Source organism: Blautia parvula, from assembly GCF_020215665.1.
Classification (GTDB): domain Bacteria; phylum Bacillota; class Clostridia; order Lachnospirales; family Lachnospiraceae; genus Blautia; species Blautia celeris.
On the sequence record NZ_CP084061.1, the window covers coordinates 6,146,188 to 6,167,243 of the forward strand.

Below are 21,056 nucleotides of genomic sequence, written 5' to 3' on the forward strand. Positions count from 1 at the left end.
CTCATAAAAACGACTTTTGGGTTTTGGATAAATTTCATATAAAAAATGGGAAGAGACCTTCGTTTGTGCATGTTGCACAATAAAAACGGGGGCCTTTTTTTGTGTCTTATGGATTCGTACAGAAAAGCACTTGACAAAACCGTCAAACCGTCCTATACTCATATACATGGAACGGGTTCCATAAAATGTTCCAATAATACCTATATAAATAGGAGAAAAATGCTATACATTAAGGGAAAGAATTATAGAACCGGTTTTATAAAGTGCCATACAGGAGGCGAAAATATGATACAAACAGGTGAGTATACATGTCTGGAGATCATGACCAGAACAGTGGAAGGAAAAAAAGGATATGTGGTTCTGAGAGACAAAGAGGGCAGAGAGAACAGATATGAGGCAGGGAAGAAGTATTATCAGTGGCTGAAAATCCCCGTGGAAAGACAGAGCAGTTACGAACTGACAAGCCGGGATGCGGAAATATCACTGGCGTATTTAAGCGGCTGTGAAAATATCCTGGAAAAGGGGATCTGCTTCATAGAACCTGCAGACGGGGGAATTAGTCTGAGCAGCCGGGAAGCGGCAGCCTATTATGACACACCCTATCGGGAACAATATCACTTTGCGCCGTGGAAGAACTGGATGAATGACCCCAATGGCCTTTGCTGGTATCAGGGATATTATCATATGTATTATCAGTACAACCCCCATGGTCAGGAATGGTCCAACATGTACTGGGGGCACGCAGCCAGCCCGGACCTGGTCCACTGGACACATCTTCCCGTTGTTCTGGAGCCACAGAAGGAGGTGTTGGAACAGGCAGATATACGAAAAGGGGGAGCATTTTCCGGAAGTGCGGTGGTGCTGGACGATGAAACGGTTTTCTATCTGACCAGACATCTGGGACCCATGGAGGACGGAGAGGAGACCGTGCAGCAGCAGTGGATGACCAGAAGCCGGGATATGCTGGAATTTGAACCGGAGAAGCTGGTGATCGGGGAGCATCCCGTGGGAGCATCCTTTGATTTCAGGGACCCTAAGGTATTAAAAGTCGGTGATGTGTGGTACATGGTCCTGGCAAGTGCTGTGGATGGGCAGGCAGCCATACTGCTGTACCGGTCTGAAGATATGGAGCACTGGGATTACGTGAAACCCCTGGTTACGGAGCCGGAAGAAGGTGTGCGCTGCTTTGAATGCCCTGACTTTTTCCCTCTGGATGGAAGTTTTACTGCGTGGGGAGCACTTATGTGCCACAGGGATGTGTACGGCAGATATCAGATGTCCCGTTATTACATAGGAGAATTCAGGGATGAGAATTTTACCGTGAAGAGCACAGGATGGTTTGATTTCGGGAGCAACTGCTATGCCATGCAGAGCTTTGAGCACGAGGGAAGAAGAATCGCCATTGGTTGGATCTCAGATTTTTACGGCGAACATGTGGAAGTGGAGAACGGCGCCTATGGGAGCATGACCATTCCAAGAGTGCTGCATGTAAAGAATGACAGGCTTTATATGACTCCGGCGGAGGAGATCTATACGCTGAAGAGTGAGCGGCTCTATACGGGAGAAAAGGAAAATATCCATCTGGAACACATAGCGGGAAACAGTTTTTATGCGGAGATCACCTTTTCGGAGAATACGGATTTTAACCTGCTGCTGGGCAGGGATGGGAAGAAAGAGATACGTTTTATAAAAGAAAAAGACTTTGCGGGAATCCGCACATCCGGTGTGAAAAGTGAGGGAATTTCGTTTCCCGCAGACGTGGATATGGTAAGGGATATGGAGATATTTGTGGACAGAAGAGCAGTGGAAATCTTTATAAACGGCGGGGAGGCAGCAGGCATCAAGCTGTTTTACAACTCCGGCACAGAAGGGTGTTTTGTACTGGAAGCGGAGAGACCTGAGGCAGTAACACGGGCAGAAGTTACAAAGATGCAGTCAGTCTGGCAGTAACAGCAGTGAGAAGGGAGAGAGGGAAATGAAAAAACGGGCAGTTGCCATACTTCTTGCAGCGACAGTGGTATCTACTATGATATCCGGCTGTGGAAATGCAAAGGAACGGGTGAATAAAGACGGAGAGTCTGTGATCACCATCTGGAGTCCCAGTGACGAACCGGCCATTGAAGAGTGGTGGGAAGAAAAAATCAATGCTTTTAATGCGGAGCACAAGGGAGAAATCCATCTGAAAAGGGAAGCTATTGTTCGTGCGGATTCCTATGCTTATGAGGACAAGGTAAACGCGGCGATTACCTCCAAGGACCTGCCGGATATCCTGTATGTGGACGGACCGACGGTTTCCGTATACGCGGCCAATGATATTATTATCCCCTTGGATGATATGTTTGCAAAAGAGGACTGGGATGACTTTCTGGATTCCACTAAAAATCAGGGTACTTACGATGGGAAAATCTACGCCATCGGCGCAACAGAAAGTTCCGTAGCCCTCTATTACAACCGGGATATGCTTGACGAGGCAGGGATTAAGGCACCGGATAAGCTGGAGGATGCCTGGACCTGGTCCGAGTTTGCGGATGTAGCCGGGAAGCTTACAAAAGACGGTGTGATGGGCACCAACATCATTATGGATAAAGGGGAAGGTCTTCCTTATGTGCTGGAGCAGTTCTGGATCTCCAACGGCACGGATTTTGTCAGTGAGGACGGCAGCAAAGCGGATGGCTATATCAACAGCCAGGCCGGTGTGGAGGCAGCCACGTTTCTGAATGAACTGATTCAGAACGGATATGCCAATCTGGACCCCATCCAGAAGGAATTCCACAACGGAAGGGCAGCCACAATGCTGGGAGGCTCCTGGGAAGTCGCTACACTGGAAAAGGATTATCCGGATCTGAATTGGGGAGTTACTTATTTCCCCGTTGCGGACAAGGGTGGAACACCTACTTCTCCCACAGGTGACTGGGCAGCAGCCGTGACCAGGGATACACAGGACAGAGAGGCAGTGCAGGAGGTTATGAATTACCTGTTCTCAGAGGACAATGTGACCACCTACGCCAAGGCAATCTCGAAACCGCCCACAAGACAGTCAAGCTACGAAGTGCTCACAGAGTATAACGAATACCCACGCTCTCTTTTTAAAGAGCAGCTTATGGAGACAGGACATCCAAGGCCGAGAACGCCTTCCTACAGTGTGCTCTCCGCAGGATTTTCAGAGGCCATGGTGAACATTTTCACAGGTGTGGACCCGAAAGAAGCGCTTGATAAGGTGGCGGAAGATACGGATAAGGATTACAACAAGTATTATGCGGATGAAGATTGATCCGGGGAGGAGGAGAAAGATGGAAAAAGCCATTAACAAACGCAGTGAAAAGAAAGCAGCATACCTGTTTGTCATTCCGGCAGTGATCCTGCTGGCGGCATTTCTGATATATCCTGCACTGCAGACAGTCAGATATGCCTTTACCGATTACAATATTATGAGGCCCGACCATATTAAGTTCTGTGGATTTAACAACTTTACAGAGCTGTTTGGGGACGGGGATTTCTGGAAGGCGGTTACCAATACTCTTTATTTTACCGCGCTGGTCGTACCCTTTCAGACGGTTCTGGCACTGGCGCTGGCCATGCTCATATCGTCCAAAAGAAAAGGTGTCTCCATTTTCCGAGCAGCATATTTCAGCCCTCAGGTCACCTCCATGGTTGTTGTGGCGATTCTCTGGACCGTGCTCTACAACTCTAACCCGGACAGCGGACTTTTAAATGCACTGTTGGTAAAACTGGGAATGGAGCCCTGCGGATTCCTGAATGATCCAAAGACATCCATGAACTCCATTATCTTCATGTCAGCATGGCAGGGAGCCGGTTACCAGATGATGATCTTTTTAGCCGGGCTTCAGGGTATTCCGAAAGAACAGTATGAGGCAGCCTCCATTGACGGTGCAGGCAGATTAAAAAGCTTCCTCTATGTCACCCTGCCGGATCTGAAAAATGTGATCAAATATGTGATCATGATCACAGTCATCCAGGCAATGAAACTGTTCACACAGCCATATGTCATGACAAAAGGCGGCCCCCAGAATTCTACCAGGACCATGGTATATTACGTGTATGAACAGGGCTTCCAGAAGCGTAACTTCGGATATGCCTGTGCAGTGGCTGCAGTTTTCTTCGTCATTGTGGTCATATTGTCACTGGGCATGAAGAAACTGATCAAAGCGGATTAGAAAGGAGCGGAAAACTATGACACAGAAACAGAGAACCCGTCTGGGAAACGCAGTATTTTACATAGGGAATACACTGGTTGCGCTGATCTTCGTATCCCCTCTCATCTGGATGATATCCTCATCCCTGAAGCCGGAAGCAGGTATTTTTAAGGGACTGAATTCTCTGCGTACGTTTATACCCACGGGAGCGTCCCTGAGCAATTATCTGGAGGTGTTCCAGAGGATTGACATGTGGAAATTTATCTGCAACAGTTTGTTTTATGTCTTTGTCATTGTGGTGCTGGATCTGTTTATCAACTCCATCTGCGGTTACGCGCTGGCAAAGTTTGAGTTTAAAGGGAAAAATCTTCTTCTGACGCTGGTGATCAGCCTTATGGTATTTCCTCCGGAGGCCATTATGCTTCCTATGTACAGGGAGATGGCTGACTTGGGATGGATCAACCAGTGGGCAGCGCTTGTGGTTCCCTTTGTGGCAAAATGTTTCAGCATCTATATGTTCCGCCAGTTTTTCCTGGATGTGCCGAATGACCTTTTAGAGGCAGCAGCCATTGACGGATGCGGCCCGGTGAAAACCTTTTTCCGGATCGTCATGCCTATTTCAGGAACCGTGTATGCCACTGTGCTGATCCTTGATTTTGTAGCGCACTGGAACGACTTTATGTGGCCTCTGCTCGTGGTGACAGGTGAGGAAAAGAGAACTATCCAATTGGCGATTCAGACATTCTTTGGCTCCAAACCGATCAACTACGGACCGATCATGGCTTCGCTGACGATCTCGGCGATCCCCATGCTGATCATGTTCATTGTACTTCAGAAATACTATGTGGAGGGAATCGCTTCCACGGGTATTAAAGGATAAGAAAATATTTGCTGTTTCTCCGCCTGTCATATATAATATGGGAAGAAATATATCAGGCATGGGAGGAGGCAGATATGGAATTTAACGAAAAGCTGCAGCAGCTCAGGAAACAGAATAATATGACACAGGAACAGCTTGCGGAGAAACTTTATGTGTCCAGAGCGGCTGTTTCCAAGTGGGAGAGCGGAAAGGGGTACCCGAATATTGAATCCCTGAAAGCCATATCAAAATTATTTTCTGTATCCATAGATGACTTGCTGTCCGGCAATGAGTTATTGACCCTGGCGGAAACGGAAAACAGGACAAATATCAACACCATATACGGTTTGATGTTTGGAATATTGGATCTTGCTGTATTGATTTTTTTCATTCTTCCGCTTTTCGGTGAGCGTGAAGCGGATTATATCCATATGGTGACACTGCTTTCCAATACGACGATTCCCAGCGTTATCAAAACAGTTTATTATATTGTGCTCATATCTATGGCGGCCTTTGGTGCTTTTGAGATATGGATACAGCGTTTTAAGGATGAGAGGAAAATGCAAATCTGCAGTACCTGTTCTATCTGGCTGCACGCGCTGACCATTTTGGTTTTTGCCGTGTCCCAGGAGCCTTATGTGACTGTACTCTTATTTATGCTGTTCATGGTTAAAGTGGTTTTGCTGATAAAGAAAAGCAGTATGAAATAGCCTGTAATACAGGGAAAAAGCCCGTGATACGAAAAGTATCATGGGCTTTTTTGCGTTGTGACGACAGGTTTCTTGCTCTTTTGGGCATGAGAGGACAATAATACAGGTGCAGTCTGCAGAAAACTAGATTATAGAGAAAAGAGGAAAAACGATGAGTACAAAAAATAAAAAGAAATTTATTTTAACAGTAGTTTTATTTATGTTGTTCGCAGCCTTCACTGTTCTTACTGCAAAAGTAGATGTAAAACCCATTGGGCCGAAAGAATCGGAAGTGGGCCTGGCATCGCTCAATCAGTTCGTATTTCAATTGTCCGGAGTAAATCTTTTTTGGTATCATTTGACGGACTGGCTGGGTGTCATTGCCGTACTGACTGCTGTCGGATTTGCTGTTTTGGGAATGTATCAGCTTGTCAAAAGAAGGAGTTTATTTCAAGTTGACTATCGCATTTTGCTGCTTGGTGTTTATTATATTCTGGTTTCGGCGGTCTATATTTTATTTGAAAATTTTGTGATCAATTGGAGACCGGTTATTCTTCATAAAAGTCTGGAGGCATCCTATCCCTCATCCCATACAATGATCGTGATCTGCATTATGGGTACAGCCATGATGCTGTTTCACCACCTGCTTGCAGGAAAAAAGATATGGTTACGGATCGCGGACGGCATTTCCCTCCTTTTAATGGGGGTGACTGTGGCCGGAAGGCTGATATCCGGGGTTCACTGGTTTACAGACATTCTGGGCGGTTTGATACTTTCAGGTGCAATGCTTATGCTGTACAGTTCCATGGCGTCCTTTGCAGATGAGAAAAGAAAACGGCGCACACAAAAGGGGTAAACTTAAAAATAATGGAATAATTTGGTGTAGTATGTTGTAAAATATAGACAATTCCTGTCAAACACAGTATAATAAGATTATATTTTATTCCATGCAAAGAAATAACCTGCCGGATACGGCACGGCATTTACATAAAAGCGCCGCACCGGTTCCGACAGAGAACAAGGGGAATCGAGGGGAGATACACATGGATGAACTGGAAGAGGCACGCAGAAAAGAGAGAGAAAAAGACAGGAAACGGGAAGCGCTCAGGCTGAAACGTGAAGAGGAACTGAAGAAAAAGTTTATACGCACAGGGATAATCGCCGCGGCTGTGCTCCTGTGTGTGATCTTGGGAGTGGTATCTGCAGTCCGGTATTCAAAGGAAAAAGCCGCCGCAGCCGCTGCGGAGAAAAAGAAGCAGCAGGAAGCAGCACTTGAAAAAGAACAGCAAGAAAATATCATAGATTTTCTGGCAGTGGGAGACAATATCGCCCATCTGGGCATGAGGGAATCCGGCATGAGAGAGTCAGGAGACTGGAACTATGATGCCATTTACCAGCCTGTGAAGGAAGAGGTGGAGGCGGCAGATCTGGCGCTGGTCACACAGGAGACGGTATTTGTGGAAAACCGTGAGGATATATCCGGTTATCCGGCTTTCGGAACACCGCCGGAATTCGGTGACGCACTGGTGAATACAGGATTTGACGTGGTGGCCCATGCCACCAATCACATTCTGGACAAGGGGACGGATTCTGTTGCCTATACGATGAGATGGTGGAAGGAAAAGCATCCGGACACCCAAATATTGGGCATCCATGAGAGTCAGGAGGACGCGGATACCGTCACGGTGGTGCAGTGTAAAGCCTTAAAACTGGCTATGCTTGACTACACCTACGGGCTGAACGATATCCCTCTTGCTGAGGATAAATCCTATATGATCGATGTCTTTGATGAAGGACAGGCCAGAGCGGATATCAAAAAGGCAAAGGAATTGGCAGATGTGGTCATTGTGGTCATGCATGTGGGGGAGGAATATGTGCAGGACGTGGATGAGCAGACAAGGCAGTGGGTGAATTTGTTTCTGGAGGAGGGAGTGGACATTGTCATCGGTTCCCATCCCCATGTGATCCGTACCATGGAGACATTGACCGGTGAGGATGGACATAAAATGCTCGTCTATTATTCCCTGGGGAATTTTACCTCCACACAGAACGACCTGCCAAGCCTTCTGGGAGCCATGGCAAAGATCAGGATCAAAAAGGATGTAAAAACAGGAGCCATACAGATTCCGGAACATGAATTTATTCCGCTGCTCATGCACTATAATCATGACAGCCGTACCTATGGTATTTACAAGCTGGATGACTATACACAGGAGCTGGCCGACCAGCATACAGCCAATGAGAGAAATCCGGGTGAGTTTTCCATTTCGTATTATAAGGACCTCTTTGCGCAGATCAAGGCAAAGGGGAATGATGACGGAATTTGATGTATTGTGCAAAAAGTACAAAAAAACAAGAACATAATGTAAATTAATATGCAAAAAATCCAGAATGGCCTTGCTACTTCCGGATTTTTTTGCTATAATAGTCGTCAGTGGTAATGAAATACAAGGAGGACGAGGCAAAATGGCAAAAAAAAGAAATATCATTGTAGGACAGTCAGGTGGACCCACATCCGTTATCAACTCCAGTCTTGCAGGCGTATATAAAAACGCGATCGAGAGAGGCTTCGACAAGGTATACGGCATGCTTCACGGAATTCAGGGACTTTTGGACGAACAGTACGTAGACCTTTCCACACAGATTCATTCCGAGCTGGATATCGAGCTGCTGAAGAGAACACCGTCCGCATTCTTAGGTTCCTGCCGGTTTAAAATGCCGGAGATTCACGAAGATAAGACAATCTATGAAAAAATATTTGGGATTCTGAATAAGCTGGATATTTATGCGTTTATTTATATCGGCGGAAATGACTCCATGGATACAATCAAGAAATTATCCGATTACGCAATTTTGACAGGACAGACCCAGAAGTTTCTGGGAGTGCCCAAGACTATTGACAATGATTTGGCTCTGACGGACCATACACCCGGTTTCGGAAGTGCTGCCAAATATATCGGAGCATCCACAAAAGAGGTGATCCGCGATGCACAAGGTCTGACATATAAGAAAAACATGATTACCATTATGGAGATCATGGGACGTAATGCCGGATGGCTGACCGGTGCCACAGCTCTTGCAAAGACAGAGGACTGTGACGGTCCGGATCTGATCTATCTTCCGGAGGTTGCCTTTGATATTGAGCGGTTCTTACATAAAGTCAAAGAATTACTGAAGAAGAAATCTTCTATCGTCATCGCAGTCTCAGAGGGCATCAAACTGGCTGACGGCCGTTATGTATGTGAGCTTGGCAGCGTGGGAGATTATGTGGATGCATTCGGCCACAAGCAGCTTCAGGGAACCGCTACCTACCTGGCTAATTTCCTGGCAGCGGAGTGCGGCTGTAAGACAAGGGCCGTTGAACTCTCCACACTCCAGAGAAGTGCTTCCCATATGGCATCCCGTGTGGATATTGATGAGGCATTTATGGTAGGCGGTGCTGCCGTGAAAGCCGCAGATGAGGGTGACACGGGCAAGATGGTAGTGATCGACCGCGTGTCCGACGACCCGTACATGAGCGCCACTGGTATCTACGATGTACACAGGATCGCCAACGAAGAGAAACTGGTTCCGAGGGCATGGATGAACAAGGACGCCACTTATGTGACAAAAGATTTTGTGGATTATGTAAAACCGTTGATCCAGGGAGATTACCAGCCGATCATGGTAAACGGTCTGCCAAGACATCTTGTGCTGAAAATGAAACGGAAATAGAACGGTTATTGATTTTGGGGAAAAGAGAAGGTATATGCATATAGAAACCGGATGCGCCGGTGCTTGGGGAAGCATTGGCGCATCCGGTGTTTTATTCTGTTTTATTCTGTTCTGTACAGGGAAGAGCAGGCTTCTTTCCATAAGGAAGGGCAATATCGATCAGTGTTCCCTGTCCGGGAAAGCTGTCAATAGTAAGTCCGTATTCCTTTCCGTAATAGCTCTGAATCCGCTGCTGTACATTTCTGATGCCTATGGAGTGATTGGAGGAAGTGTCAGCAGGGAAGTCTATCTCTTTGTCAAGAGAATCCACTAACTCTTCCAATTCATTTTTTTCCATTCCCTGTCCATTGTCGGCGATGAGAAAGTGCAGGGTATTTCCTTCCAGGTTAGCGCTTATGCTGATGTAACAGTTTTCTTCCCTTTCGGAAAAACCGTGTCCAATAGCATTTTCAACAAAGGGCTGCAGAATAAACGCGGGAATTTCAAGTCCCAGAAATTCGTCGGGAATATCATAATCAAATGAAAATTTTCCGGGAAAACGTATATTTTGTATGGTCATATAGCGCCGGATCTGTAAGAGTTCCTCTTTTAAAAGAACGATGGGAACCTTTTTCAGATTGTAGCGCAGCAGTTCGGACATACACATGGCAATGGTTTTGATCTCCGGGACATTGTGAATATCAGCCAGGGATTTGATCACATTCAGGGTATTGTACAGAAAATGATGATTGATCTGTGCCTGCAGAACTTGGATGTGCATCTGCTGTTCATTCAGACGGCTTTGGTAGTTCTGCTGCAGACTCTGGGTCAGGCGGCTGTTCAGGCGGTTAAAGCTATGTACTACCTTCTGCAGTTCCTGGTTGGATATTCGACCCTCCACGGTTATGTCGCTGTAATTGGAGGTATCCCTGGAATCGATTTTTTCGCAGAGCTGCCGGATGGAGCGGGTCAGACCTCTGGACAGTAGCGCGGCAAGTATCAGTCCCAGGAAGATTGCCAGGAGAAAAATACCGGCATAGTGGTACAGGTTGTTTCTGTATGCCTGAGTGATCAGAGAATTGTTCATAAAATGCACAATATGCCATCCGGTGGTTTTGTTATAACATCCGTTTATCATGTAGGAATCAGACCCTACATTTAATTTTTCAGTCCGTACAGAGCTCTCTTTTGTTATTTTCTGGTTGAAGTTCTGTATGGCCTTTTTCAGTTCAGGGGAAGCATCCTTTTCTACAAAATCCTTATCAGAGGAGTAGGCAAGGCCGCCGTCCGCATTGTAAATAAGCATAACATTATTCTGGGTCTGGGCAGAGTTTGCAATGTTTTCAACTGCGGAAAAATTGATACCCACATAGCAGGTCCCGATTTCCTTGAAAGTATAGCTGTCGTACAGGACTTTTACCATGGGAAGGATACTTTTTTTTACGGTAGAGGACTGCTGTACAGGGGCAAAATACGTGTAGTAATCAGAATTCCGCGCAGTCCCTGCCCATTCGTCCATGTGGTCCAGAATGGCGTACTGATCCTTCACATTTGGAATATTGTAATCAAAGGTATAGCCGTAACGGTTCTTGAACATACAGGTAGTGACATTGGAATTCAGCCGGTTGGCCTGTATGAGCTGGGAGGAGAACAGATAGCTGTCCTGGGAATAGCTGAGCAGATCGTCCTCGTAATTGGTGATCATAGCTTTCCGGATATCTTTATTCAATATGTGCAGATCAGCAACCTTAGTGGCATCCTGAAGGAGGGTATCCAGGGTCAGGTCAGCCTGGGTGGTGATGGTGTCCATGGAGCGGCTGAAATCCTCCTGTACCTCATTGGAGGTTCTGTTCGCTGTGGCAATGCCCAGAATAATGGTAGGCAGAATAACAAGCAGAAGCGAAGAAAAGAATATCTGGGTTCTGTAAGAAAAATTTTGTAGTTTCATAAGGTCTCTCCTGTGATTGAATCTGTTGAAATTATAGAATGAAAAGCGGAGAAATACAAGAAGATAAGAAGAAATAGATAAAAATAGTGAGGGAAACTAAAAATAATTATATATTTTACCTAAGAATACTCCTATTTTACGGACACCCACTTGAGTATAATAAGTTCATATAATACAAAAGGGGGAAATGAAAAATGAACAAGGCACAGCGTGTAAAAGCAGTTATGAACCGGGAAGAGACAGATTATATACCGGCTGGTTTCTGGTTCCATTACAAACCGGATTTTACCGTGGAGGAAATGATCGGGGAACACTTAAAACTCTATCGGGAAACGGATATGGATGTGATAAAGATCATGCAGGATTATGCTTACCCGGTAACCGGTGAGATACACTGCGCCGATGACTGGTTTCACATCGGTATCAAGGGAACGGACAGTAAAGAACTGAAAAAAATGACAGAGGTTATCCGGGGCATCAGAGAGCAGGCAGGCGATGATGTGCTGCTTTTTCAGACAATGTTCGGGCCTTTCAAAGCGGCATCCATAGCCTTTGGGGATGATGTACTCATGAAGTACAGCAAGGAGGCACCGGAGGCAGTCAGAGCGGGCATTCAAAAACTGGCAGACGGGCTTGAAGCGTGGGCAGAAGCATATCTGGATGCGGGAGCTGACGGTATTTATTACTCCGCACAGTATGGTGAGGAAGGGAGATTTACGAAAGAAGAGTGGGAACAACTGGTACGGCCCTTTGATTTACAGATTTTACAAGCAGCGGATAGAAAAAAGGATAAGAATAATATTCTGCATATCTGCGGGGAGCCGGAATATGCGTTCAAAACACATGTGGACTGGTTTTATGACTATCCGGCAGACCTGGTAAACTGGTCCGTAAAAGACAATGGATACAGCCTTAAAAAGGGCAGAGAGAACTTCTCATGTGCTATTCTCGGCGGCCTGAACAACAAGGGAAATATTCTCAAAGGACCGAAAGAAGAGATACGAAAAGAAGTACAGGCAGTGCTTGAAGACTTCGGAACAAAGGGCATTATGATAGGTGCGGACTGTACCATACAGGGGGAAGGCATCCGTCTTGACTATATCAGGGAAGCCGTGGAAGCAGCACATACATACAGAAAAGGAGATGAGTGATTATGAAGAAGAAATTAGCGGTTTTATTGTGTACAGCAATGGCTGTTTCCAGCCTGGCAGGCTGCAGCAGCGGCGCGAAAGATCCAGGTAAGGACCAGGAGAAAACCAAAAAGGAAGACACTCAGGACAAGACTGAAGGAAAAGAGGATGGCAAAGATGTGCTGACACTTGAATTTTTCCAGCAGAAGTCAGAGGAAGCAGCCCAGGTAGGGTACCAGAATATCATAGACAAATTCAATGAACAGAACCCGGATATCAAGATTGAGATGAACACAGTACCCGATGCACCTACAGTATTAACCTCCCGTGTTGCATCCGGTGATATCCCTGTGATTTTCACAGACTTCCCTACACAGCTTCAGTTCCATCAGAAGGTGGCTAACGGATATGTACAGGATTTATCAGAACAGGGATTTTTGAAAAATGTGGAGCAGTCAGCCCTGGATATGACGAAGCAGGAGGATGGAAAATACTATGCGCTTCCCTTCAGCCGAAACTATATGGGGGTTTGGTACAATATGACGATCTTTAAGGAAAACAACTTGGAAATTCCGAAAACATGGGAAGAGTTCGTCAGTGTATGCAACACATTAAAGGAAAAGGGAGTAACACCACTGGGACTTCACGGAAAAGACCCGGGACGTGTAGGCCATACCTTCCAGTGCTGCACCGTTGCCTTTGATCCGGAGGGTGTGGAGACCATTGAGAAGACAGTTGCCGGGGAAGGTAAGATTGAAGGTGACGAGGGCTTTCAGAAGGTTGCGGAAAAGATGCTTACCCTGCTGGATTACAGCAATGAGGATGCCCTTGCCCTTTCGGATATGCAGTGCTATGAGAACTTTGCCAATGGACAGTATGCTATGTGCATCACAGGCTCTTATGCCCGCGGTACCATTATGATCGCCAATCCTGATTTGAAGCTGGGCGTCTTCCCTCTTCCAAATGACACGAGAGAGACTACAAATACTTTATCCGGTATTGACGCAGCAGTCTGTATTTCAGCCAAGGCATCCGAGGAGGAAAAGGCAGGTGCCTACAGATTTCTGGAGTTTTTGGCACAGCCGGAAAATGCACAGCTTTTCTGCGACGCTGAGGGTGCGCCTTCCTGTATCACAGGTGTGGTCCATAAGGATGAGGGAGTACAGCCAATGCTGGAACTGATTTCCGACGGACAGGTACATGACTGGATGGCATCCACCATTGACAATAATGTGGTGACAGACCTTTACAATGTGACCCAGGGCTTCTGGAGTGAGAAAAATGTGGACAATTATCTGAAGCAAATGGATGAATCCATTGCGATCACATCTGCGGAATAAGTAAGGCGGAATATGCAGAGGAAACGGCAGTGCCGGCATCGGCCTGCCGTTTTATTACTAAAATCATGAAAAACAGAAGGGGGTTGACAAAATGGATACAAAATGGAAGAAAAAGGGCTCCGGAAAATGGATATATTTTGGGTTTACACTGATTCCGGTGGCTCTTTACAGTTTCTTCTATGTATACTCCGTGATAAATGGCGTCCGCTACAGTTTTACAGACTGGGATGGGATGTCCACTACGTTTCATATTGTAGGGTTTAAGAATTATATATCCCTGTTTAAAAATCCAAATTTCTGGGGTTCCTTAAAAACTACGGTCTGCTACAGTATTCTTTTGGTGGCGGGAGTGGTAACGCTTTCTCTGGCGCTTTCTTTATCACTTAATTCACTGAAAAAATTTAGAACATTTACAAAATCTGTATTTTTTGTCCCTGCCATGATCGGGGGAATCACGATCGCCCTTATCTGGGACCAGCTTTTTTACAGAGTGGTTCCGCTGGTAGGGCAGGCACTTGGAATCGGATGGCTTTCACAGAGCCTTCTCATGACGGGAAAAACAGCTCTCCCCGCAGTGGTTTTTGTACATATCTGGCAGGCTGTGGCACTTCCGACGGTGATCTTTGTGGCGGGTCTGCAGCAGATTCCTGACGAGCAGTATGAGTCTGCAAAAATGGATGGGGCCACACCCTTTCAGCGGTTCCGGTTCGTGACATTTCCGTATCTGGTGCCCACACTGACTGTCAATCTGGTTTTGATGATCAAACAGGGATTTACCTCCTTTGACTTCCCATTTGCGTTGACAGGAGGAGGTCCGGTGCGGTCTACAGAGGTAATTGGCATCCTTATTTACAATGATGCCTTTAAGAACATGCGGTTTTCCATGGCAAACGCAGAGGCCTGTGTGCTCTTTTTGGTTGTGGCTGTCTTTTCCCTGACACAGTTAAAGCTTACCAGTAAAGGAGGCGTCCACGAATGAAATTAGAAAAAGAAGGTATGGGATGGATTATCCTGCGAAATCTATTGATCCTTATGGGGCTGTTCCTCATTTTGTTTCCTCTGTATCTGGTTGTCATCAACTCTTTTAAGACACTGGAGGAGGCAGGAAAAGATTTCTTTGCCCTGCCGTCAGGACTGAATCTGCACAATTTTAAGGAGCTGTTCCAAAACAATAATTACTGGGTATTCGCGAAGAATTCGCTGATCATTTCTGCGGTATCCGTGGGGCTTATCCTGGTTTTGGTACCCTCTGTATCCTATGCTATTGCCAGGAATTTTAACGGGAAATACTACAAAGGCGTGTACTATTATCTGCTTATGGGACTCTTCATTCCTTCTCAGGTCATCATGCTTCCGGTCACAAAACTCATGACAAATCTGAACATGCTGAACCGTCAGGGGCTGATCTTACTCTACGCCGCCTACAGTCTGACACAGGGAGTATTCCTGTTTGTGAACTACATCAGAGGGCTGCCTTTTGAGATTGAGGAGTCTGCTTATATGGATGGATGTAACGTTTTCCAGACTTATATCAGGATTGTAATTCCCCTGGTGAAACCTATGCTTGCCACACTTTTGATCATGGATCTTCTGTGGATTTGGAATGACTTTATGCTTCCGCTGCTTATTTTAAACCGTTCCAAGGATATCTGGACTCTTCCCTTATTCCAGTATAATTTTAAGACGGAATATTCTTTTAATTATACCATGGCATTTACGGCATACCTTATGTCTATGCTCCCTATGCTGATCGTCTACTGTATGGGACAAAAACACATTATAAAAGGTTTGACAGCCGGTTCTGTAAAAGGGTAAACTTTTTTTAACGGCAGCAGCCGGAGGAATGTTTTTAGCCGCCGGAAAGAGGGGATACGCAGATGATGAAAATACTGATTGCAGAGGACGAGATTTATGCCAGAAAATCCATGAAAAAACAGATAATGGAGTTGGATTTCGGACGGGAATTTCAGATCCTGGAGGCTCAGAACGGGGAACAGGGGCTGGCGCTTTTCAGGCAGGAAGAGCCTGATCTGGTATTTACAGATATCCGTATGCCCAGGATGGACGGCCTGGAACTGCTCAGGGAGATAAAGAGAGAGGACCCGGAGGCGAAGGTGATCATGGTCAGCGCTTATGCTGATTTTGAGTACGCCAAATCAGCCATAAAGTTCGGAGCCGAGGGGTATCTTCTGAAGCCAATAGAGGATGCGGAGCTGGAAGAATTTCTGATGAAATTCAGACAGCAGAGCACAAGAAAAAAAGAACAGGCCATGTTCTTGGGAAAGGATATGGTGACCAGATTTATAGCCCAGAGTGTACAGGAAGAGGAAACCGGAAAAGATTTGCTGGCAGAGCGGATGTTCGGTAAAGTCTTCTGGAGATATCAGGTTCTGGTACTCTGGTTTTCAGGGAGAAGGTATCCTGAGCGGGAGGAATTTATGCTCTGGCTCCACAATATATACGGGCAGGAGGTCTGGACTGCCTTTCGTCTGATAGAGCTCGAGAAGGGCATATGGATGATCGTTATGGGGGCAGACGGACAGAGCCGCTTTAGGCAGAAGCGTATTATACAGAAACTTCTGGAAGAGAAGTATGACTGTTACCTGGGAATCAGCGCAGAAAATCAGGCGCCGGGGGAATTGAAAAATGCCCTTGCACAGGCGACTGCAGCGTTGGAAAACAGGATTTACAGTGATGAACATCTGTTGGAGTACAGTGTGATTACTGATATAAAGGCAGTAAAATATGAAATGACAGAGGAACAGAAGAATTTCCTGCAGATTTCTCTGGAGAGAAAGAGCAGGGACAGGATACAATCCGCGTTAGATGAGATTTTCCGTGATATGGAGGAAAGAGGGAGGATTCATGTGGACAGTCTGGAAATCTTCCTGGCTCAGGCTGCCGTGCTGATTCATCAGGCGGCAGGCAGACCCATACCAAGGCTGCGTCTCATGGATTTTTCCAGTATGGGAGATATGAAGCAGAGACTCCTGGAGACCGCGGAGGAATACTGTGCCTGTAATGGGGAGGGCCAGTCTTCCAAGGGGGAAGATATCATCCTTGGAATGAAAGCGTATGCGCAGAAGAATTATTATATGGATATCTCGGTCAAAATGCTGGCGGAAAAGGTGTTTTTTATGAATGCAGCTTATTTGAGCCATCTCTTCGCAGAGAAGACAGGCATCAGCTATTCTGCATATATCCGCCGGATTAGAGTGGAAAAAGCAAGAGAATTTCTGGAGAAGGATACTTACTCTATCACAGATATCGGATCTATGGTCGGGTATAATGATACTTCCCGGTTTATACAGATATTTAAGCAGGAGACAGGGATGACACCAAAGAAATACAGGGGTCAGAACCCGGACAGAAATTGATGGAGGACAGAAAATGGAGGAGAGCAGAAGGGCGTTTTACCAGAGTCTGCTGCACCGGGAGATAGCGCCGGCACTGGGATGTACCGAACCTGCAGCGGTTGCGCTGACTGCGGCCTGTGCCGCAGCATGCCTGGGAGAGATACCGGAGGAAATCTCGGTAAAGACAAGCCAGTATATACTCAAGAATGCCATGAATGTGGGAATTCCGGGTATAGGTATGACGGGACTTGATATTGCTGTGGCATTGGGCGCATTGTCGGCCTGTCCCGAAAAAGAACTTATGATCTTAAGCGGTATCGGCCCGGAGGAAAAAAGGCAGGCAAAAGCCCTGGCAGAACAGGGAAAAGTCAGGATAGAACTGGCTTCTACAGAGGAGAAAGTTTACATAGAAGTAACCGTTCGGGCGGGCAGCCATATGGCAAAGGCTATTACAGCAGAGACACATAAGAACATAGTTTATGTGGAAAAAGACGGCAGGGTCTGTTATCAGAAAGAGAGAAAATTAGGAAAGGCAGAAGAAACAGCAGAGGAGCCATATACGGTTACTCTGGAAGAAATTCTGGATTTTTCTGAACATGCAGTTTTTAAAGAGCTGGAATTTTTAAGAGAAGTCATGCAGATCAACCGGGAGATAGCCCTGGAAGGCATCAGCCATAAGTATGGACTTCAGGTGGGAAAAAATCTCATGGACGGCACAGAAAACGGACTTGTGGGACAGGACGCTGCCAATTATGCAGCAGCTATGACAGCGGCTGCCGCGGATGCCAGAATGGCCGGTTGTGAAAAACCTGTGATGAGCGCAGCCGGCAGCGGCAACCAGGGGCTTACGGCTACGATTCCAATTGCTGCGATTGGCGAGAAGCTGGGAATAGAGGAGGAGAAAATCCTGCGCGCGCTGGCCCTGAGTATCCTGCTCACAGTACATACCAAGCATTATCTGGGAAGGCTCTCCGTGCTGTGCGGATGTTCCATTTCCTCAGCCATGGGTGTGGCCTGCGGCATTGTCTTTATGCTGGGCGGGACTTATGCACAGATGACCTGGGCAATCAACAGTATGGTGGCAGATATTTCCGGTGTTGTCTGTGACGGGGCAAAGCCAGGCTGTGCACTTAAAATAGCTACGGCAGTCCAGTCCGCTGTGCGGGCAGCCAACATGGCACTGAATGGGAGCGGAGCGGACAGCCATGACGGAATCGTCCATGTCAATGCAGAAAAGACGTTGGAAAATCTGGGGATTCTGGGCAATTCAGGCATGAAGGATGCGAACCGGATCATACTTGATCTGATGCTGGAAAAGCAGAAGACATAAGGAGGATACTGTGAGAAATATGGCAACAGACAGGGAGCTGGAAGTGTGGCTTTCAGAAAAAGAAAATGCCATGGTGGAGGATATTGCCGCCCTGGTGGAAATACCCAGCATCTCCGGGGAGTCAGAGGGCAGCGCACCTTACGGAAGGGCCTGTCGGGAGGTACTTTTAAAGATATTGGAAATAGGAAGCAGATGGGGCTTTTCCTGCCGCTCTTTTGAAGATAAATGTGGGGTGATCCAATATGGAACAGGTACAAAAACGATCGGGATCTGGGGCCATCTGGACGTGGTCCCGGAGGGGACGGGATGGCTGTATCCGCCCTTTTCCTGCAGCAGGGAAGGGGATATTCTCATAGGCAGAGGTGTGCAGGATAATAAGGGACCGGTGGTGGCTTGTATGTACGCAATGGGGTATCTGAAGGAAAAGGGAATGGTTCCCAGAGTGACATTTCTGCAGATATTGGGATGCAGGGAGGAGGTAGATATGGAGGATGTTGTTTCATATTTAAATGAGAATCCAGCTCCGGACATGTCCTTTGTGACAGACTGTGCCTTTCCTGTGTGTTATGGGGAAAAGGGAATCTGCAGGGTGGAATTTGCCTCAGAAAAACTGGAAGGAAACATGATTCTCTCAGGCGGAAACGCCGTAAACAGCATCCCGGCATATGCAAAGGCTGAGCTTCGGCTTTTAGGAGGAAGAAAAAAAGAAATTTGGGCTGAGGGGATTTCCGGTCACGCAGCATTTCCTCAGGGGGCCCAAAATGCCCTGGGGATTCTGGCAGAGAAGATATACAGTGAGGATAAGAACTTATCTGTACTCTCAGAAAAGGAAAGAGCAGTTCTGGAATTTCTGGATAAAGCCTGTGCGAACGGTTTTGGAAGAGAACTTAACATAGACTGTGCAGATGAATTTTCCGGTGCGCTTACCGCATCCGGTACGGTTGTAAGAATGGAGGAAGAAAGGGCAGTCCTTGATATGGACATTCGCTATCCCATCACTGCAAAAGCAGAGAAGATTCTTGAACAATTGGGAAGAACTGCAGGAGAATACGGGTTTTCCATCCGCAGTTTTAAGGATGATCCGCCTTCTTATGTGGACAAGAATACGCCGTTTGTCACCTGTCTGACTAATGCCTACGAGGAAATCGTAAAGGATGGAAAAAAGCCGTACGTCATGGGCGGGGGGACATATGCCAGAAAGATTCCGAATGCAGTGGGATTTGGCCCGGGGCTTCAGTCTGACTGGGAAAAAGCAGGACTGCCAAAAGGCCATGGAAGCTGTCACAGTGCGGATGAGGCCCAGTCACTCAGCAGTCTGAAAACGGCAGTGCGGATTTATGTGAAAGCTTTACAAAACCTAAATGAACTGTAAAGGAAAGAACACGCAGACAGAATAGTTACAAGAAAACAAAAATATCCGGTGAGGATAAAAGCAGAGAAAGGGGAAGAAAAATGAAAAAAATAGAGATTGGAAAAGGAAAAATAAGCGCGTCGGAAATAGGGCTGGGCTGTATGAGGATCACCGGCCTGCCTTCTGTAAAGGAAGTCAGAGGCCTTATTGATACCGCTGTGGACTGCGGAATCAATTTTTTTGATCATGCAGACATATATGCAGGGGGAGAGGCCGAACGAATTTTTGGTCAGGCTGTAGACGCGGGGCTGAGAGAGAAGATTTTCATTCAGACCAAATGTGCTATCCGCCCGGGTATCTGTTATGATTTTTCCAAAAAACATATTTTGGAATCCGTTGACAAAAGCCTTGCCCGCCTTAACACGGATTATATTGATATCCTGCTGCTGCACCGCCCCGATACGCTCATGGAGCCGGAAGAGGTGGCAGAGGCATTTGACATTTTGGAAAGAGCGGGAAAAGTGCGCTATTTTGGGGTCAGCAACCAGAATGCCATGCAGATTGAGCTTCTGAATCATTACTGCGGCAAAAAGATTTTAATAGATCAGCTCCAGTTCAGCATTGCCCATTGTGACATTATTGATTCCGGGATCAATGTTAATGTGCACAATGATGCCGGTGCCAACAGGGACGGCAGTGTGCTGGAATACTGCCGTCTGAAGGATATCACCATTCAGGCGTGGTCACCCTTTCAGTACGGAATGTTTGAGGGTGTCTTTTTAAACAGTGATAAATATCCGGAACTGAACCGTCTGATCGGCGAACTTGCCGAGAAGTATCAGGTGACCGGCAATGCCATTGCAGTTGCCTGGATCCTTCGTCATCCCGCCGGGATACAGACCATTGTGGGCAGTACCAGCAGGGAGCGTATACAGGGAATCTGCCGGGCATCCGATGTGCGTCTCACCAGAGAAGAGTGGTATGCTTTGTATATGGCTGCCGGAAAACAGCTTCCGTAAGCACAGACAGTCCGAAATGACGAATTTCGGACCGCTTTTCCCATAAAAACATGGGAAACCCCCAATTTTCATGATTTTTACCATTCTTACTTGACTAATATTCCCAAAATGATTAAAATAGGTTGTGTGCGGGCTTTGCCCGCCGGCGTGATACGGCAGAGGGGGATACGCTTCTCTGTACAAGTCA

General features: G+C 46.6%; 17 protein-coding genes. 16 read left to right on the forward strand and 1 reads right to left on the reverse strand.

The window, feature by feature from the left end; translation table 11 throughout:
• Positions 1 to 285: 285 nt before the first annotated feature.
• From LC508_RS27745 to LC508_RS27780, 8 genes are all read left to right on the forward strand, one after another.
• Complete coding sequence (locus LC508_RS27745; RefSeq protein WP_103732204.1) at positions 286 to 1,950, forward strand: glycoside hydrolase family 32 protein; 1,665 nt, start codon at positions 286 to 288, stop codon at positions 1,948 to 1,950.
• Positions 1,951 to 1,975: 25 nt separating this feature from the next.
• Positions 1,976 to 3,271, forward strand: coding sequence for an ABC transporter substrate-binding protein (locus LC508_RS27750; protein ID WP_103732205.1), 1,296 nt, complete (start codon positions 1,976 to 1,978; stop codon positions 3,269 to 3,271).
• 19 nt (positions 3,272 to 3,290) lie between these two features.
• Entirely contained in the window at positions 3,291 to 4,175 is an 885-nt protein-coding gene (locus LC508_RS27755) for a carbohydrate ABC transporter permease (protein ID WP_054353445.1), read from the forward strand.
• 16 nt (positions 4,176 to 4,191) lie between these two features.
• Positions 4,192 to 5,034, forward strand: coding sequence for a carbohydrate ABC transporter permease (locus tag LC508_RS27760; protein WP_033139300.1), 843 nt, complete (start codon positions 4,192 to 4,194; stop codon positions 5,032 to 5,034).
• A 74-nt stretch (positions 5,035 to 5,108) separates the two neighbouring features.
• A complete protein-coding gene (locus LC508_RS27765) occupies positions 5,109 to 5,723 on the forward strand; it encodes a helix-turn-helix domain-containing protein (protein WP_103732206.1) in 615 nt (204 codons plus the stop codon).
• A gap of 151 nt (positions 5,724 to 5,874) precedes the next feature.
• Positions 5,875 to 6,558 carry a phosphatase PAP2 family protein gene (locus LC508_RS27770; protein ID WP_033139301.1) on the forward strand — a complete coding sequence of 228 codons (684 nt, stop codon included), beginning with the start codon at positions 5,875 to 5,877 and terminating at the stop codon, positions 6,556 to 6,558.
• A gap of 187 nt (positions 6,559 to 6,745) precedes the next feature.
• Positions 6,746 to 8,029, forward strand: a complete 1,284-nt coding sequence (locus LC508_RS27775) for a CapA family protein (RefSeq protein WP_033139302.1) — start codon at positions 6,746 to 6,748, stop codon at positions 8,027 to 8,029.
• A 139-nt stretch (positions 8,030 to 8,168) separates the two neighbouring features.
• Positions 8,169 to 9,416, forward strand: a complete 1,248-nt coding sequence (locus LC508_RS27780; protein WP_054353447.1) for a 6-phosphofructokinase — start codon at positions 8,169 to 8,171, stop codon at positions 9,414 to 9,416.
• 91 nt (positions 9,417 to 9,507) lie between these two features.
• Here the strand turns inward: LC508_RS27780 and LC508_RS27785 are convergent, their stop codons facing one another.
• Entirely contained in the window at positions 9,508 to 11,343 is a 1,836-nt protein-coding gene (locus LC508_RS27785; protein ID WP_054353448.1) for a sensor histidine kinase, read from the reverse strand.
• A 194-nt stretch (positions 11,344 to 11,537) separates the two neighbouring features.
• Here LC508_RS27785 and LC508_RS27790 point away from each other — a divergent pair, with 194 nt between their 5' ends.
• The 8 genes from LC508_RS27790 to LC508_RS27825 all read left to right on the forward strand — a co-directional run bounded on the left by LC508_RS27790 (position 11,538) and on the right by LC508_RS27825 (position 20,869).
• On the forward strand, positions 11,538 to 12,494 hold the full coding sequence (locus LC508_RS27790) for a uroporphyrinogen decarboxylase family protein (protein ID WP_225305279.1): 957 nt from the start codon (positions 11,538 to 11,540) through the stop codon (positions 12,492 to 12,494).
• 2 nt (positions 12,495 to 12,496) lie between these two features.
• Positions 12,497 to 13,813, forward strand: a complete 1,317-nt coding sequence (locus LC508_RS27795; RefSeq protein WP_033139306.1) for an ABC transporter substrate-binding protein — start codon at positions 12,497 to 12,499, stop codon at positions 13,811 to 13,813.
• A 91-nt stretch (positions 13,814 to 13,904) separates the two neighbouring features.
• A complete protein-coding gene (locus LC508_RS27800) occupies positions 13,905 to 14,792 on the forward strand; it encodes a carbohydrate ABC transporter permease (protein ID WP_033139307.1) in 888 nt (295 codons plus the stop codon).
• Positions 14,789 to 15,628, forward strand: coding sequence for a carbohydrate ABC transporter permease (locus tag LC508_RS27805; RefSeq protein ID WP_033139308.1), 840 nt, complete (start codon positions 14,789 to 14,791; stop codon positions 15,626 to 15,628). Before LC508_RS27800 ends, LC508_RS27805 begins: the two co-directional genes overlap by 4 nt.
• A 62-nt stretch (positions 15,629 to 15,690) precedes the next feature.
• The gene (locus LC508_RS27810) at positions 15,691 to 17,190 is read left to right on the forward strand and encodes a response regulator transcription factor (protein ID WP_103732110.1); all 1,500 of its coding nucleotides are present in this window, start codon (positions 15,691 to 15,693) and stop codon (positions 17,188 to 17,190) included.
• A gap of 13 nt (positions 17,191 to 17,203) precedes the next feature.
• Positions 17,204 to 18,499 carry an L-cysteine desulfidase family protein gene (locus LC508_RS27815; RefSeq protein WP_118594043.1) on the forward strand — a complete coding sequence of 432 codons (1,296 nt, stop codon included), beginning with the start codon at positions 17,204 to 17,206 and terminating at the stop codon, positions 18,497 to 18,499.
• A gap of 19 nt (positions 18,500 to 18,518) precedes the next feature.
• Positions 18,519 to 19,871, forward strand: a complete 1,353-nt coding sequence (locus LC508_RS27820; RefSeq protein WP_103732618.1) for a Sapep family Mn(2+)-dependent dipeptidase — start codon at positions 18,519 to 18,521, stop codon at positions 19,869 to 19,871.
• A gap of 80 nt (positions 19,872 to 19,951) precedes the next feature.
• A complete protein-coding gene (locus LC508_RS27825) occupies positions 19,952 to 20,869 on the forward strand; it encodes an aldo/keto reductase (RefSeq protein WP_033139311.1) in 918 nt (305 codons plus the stop codon).
• Positions 20,870 to 21,056: the final 187 nt, after the last annotated feature.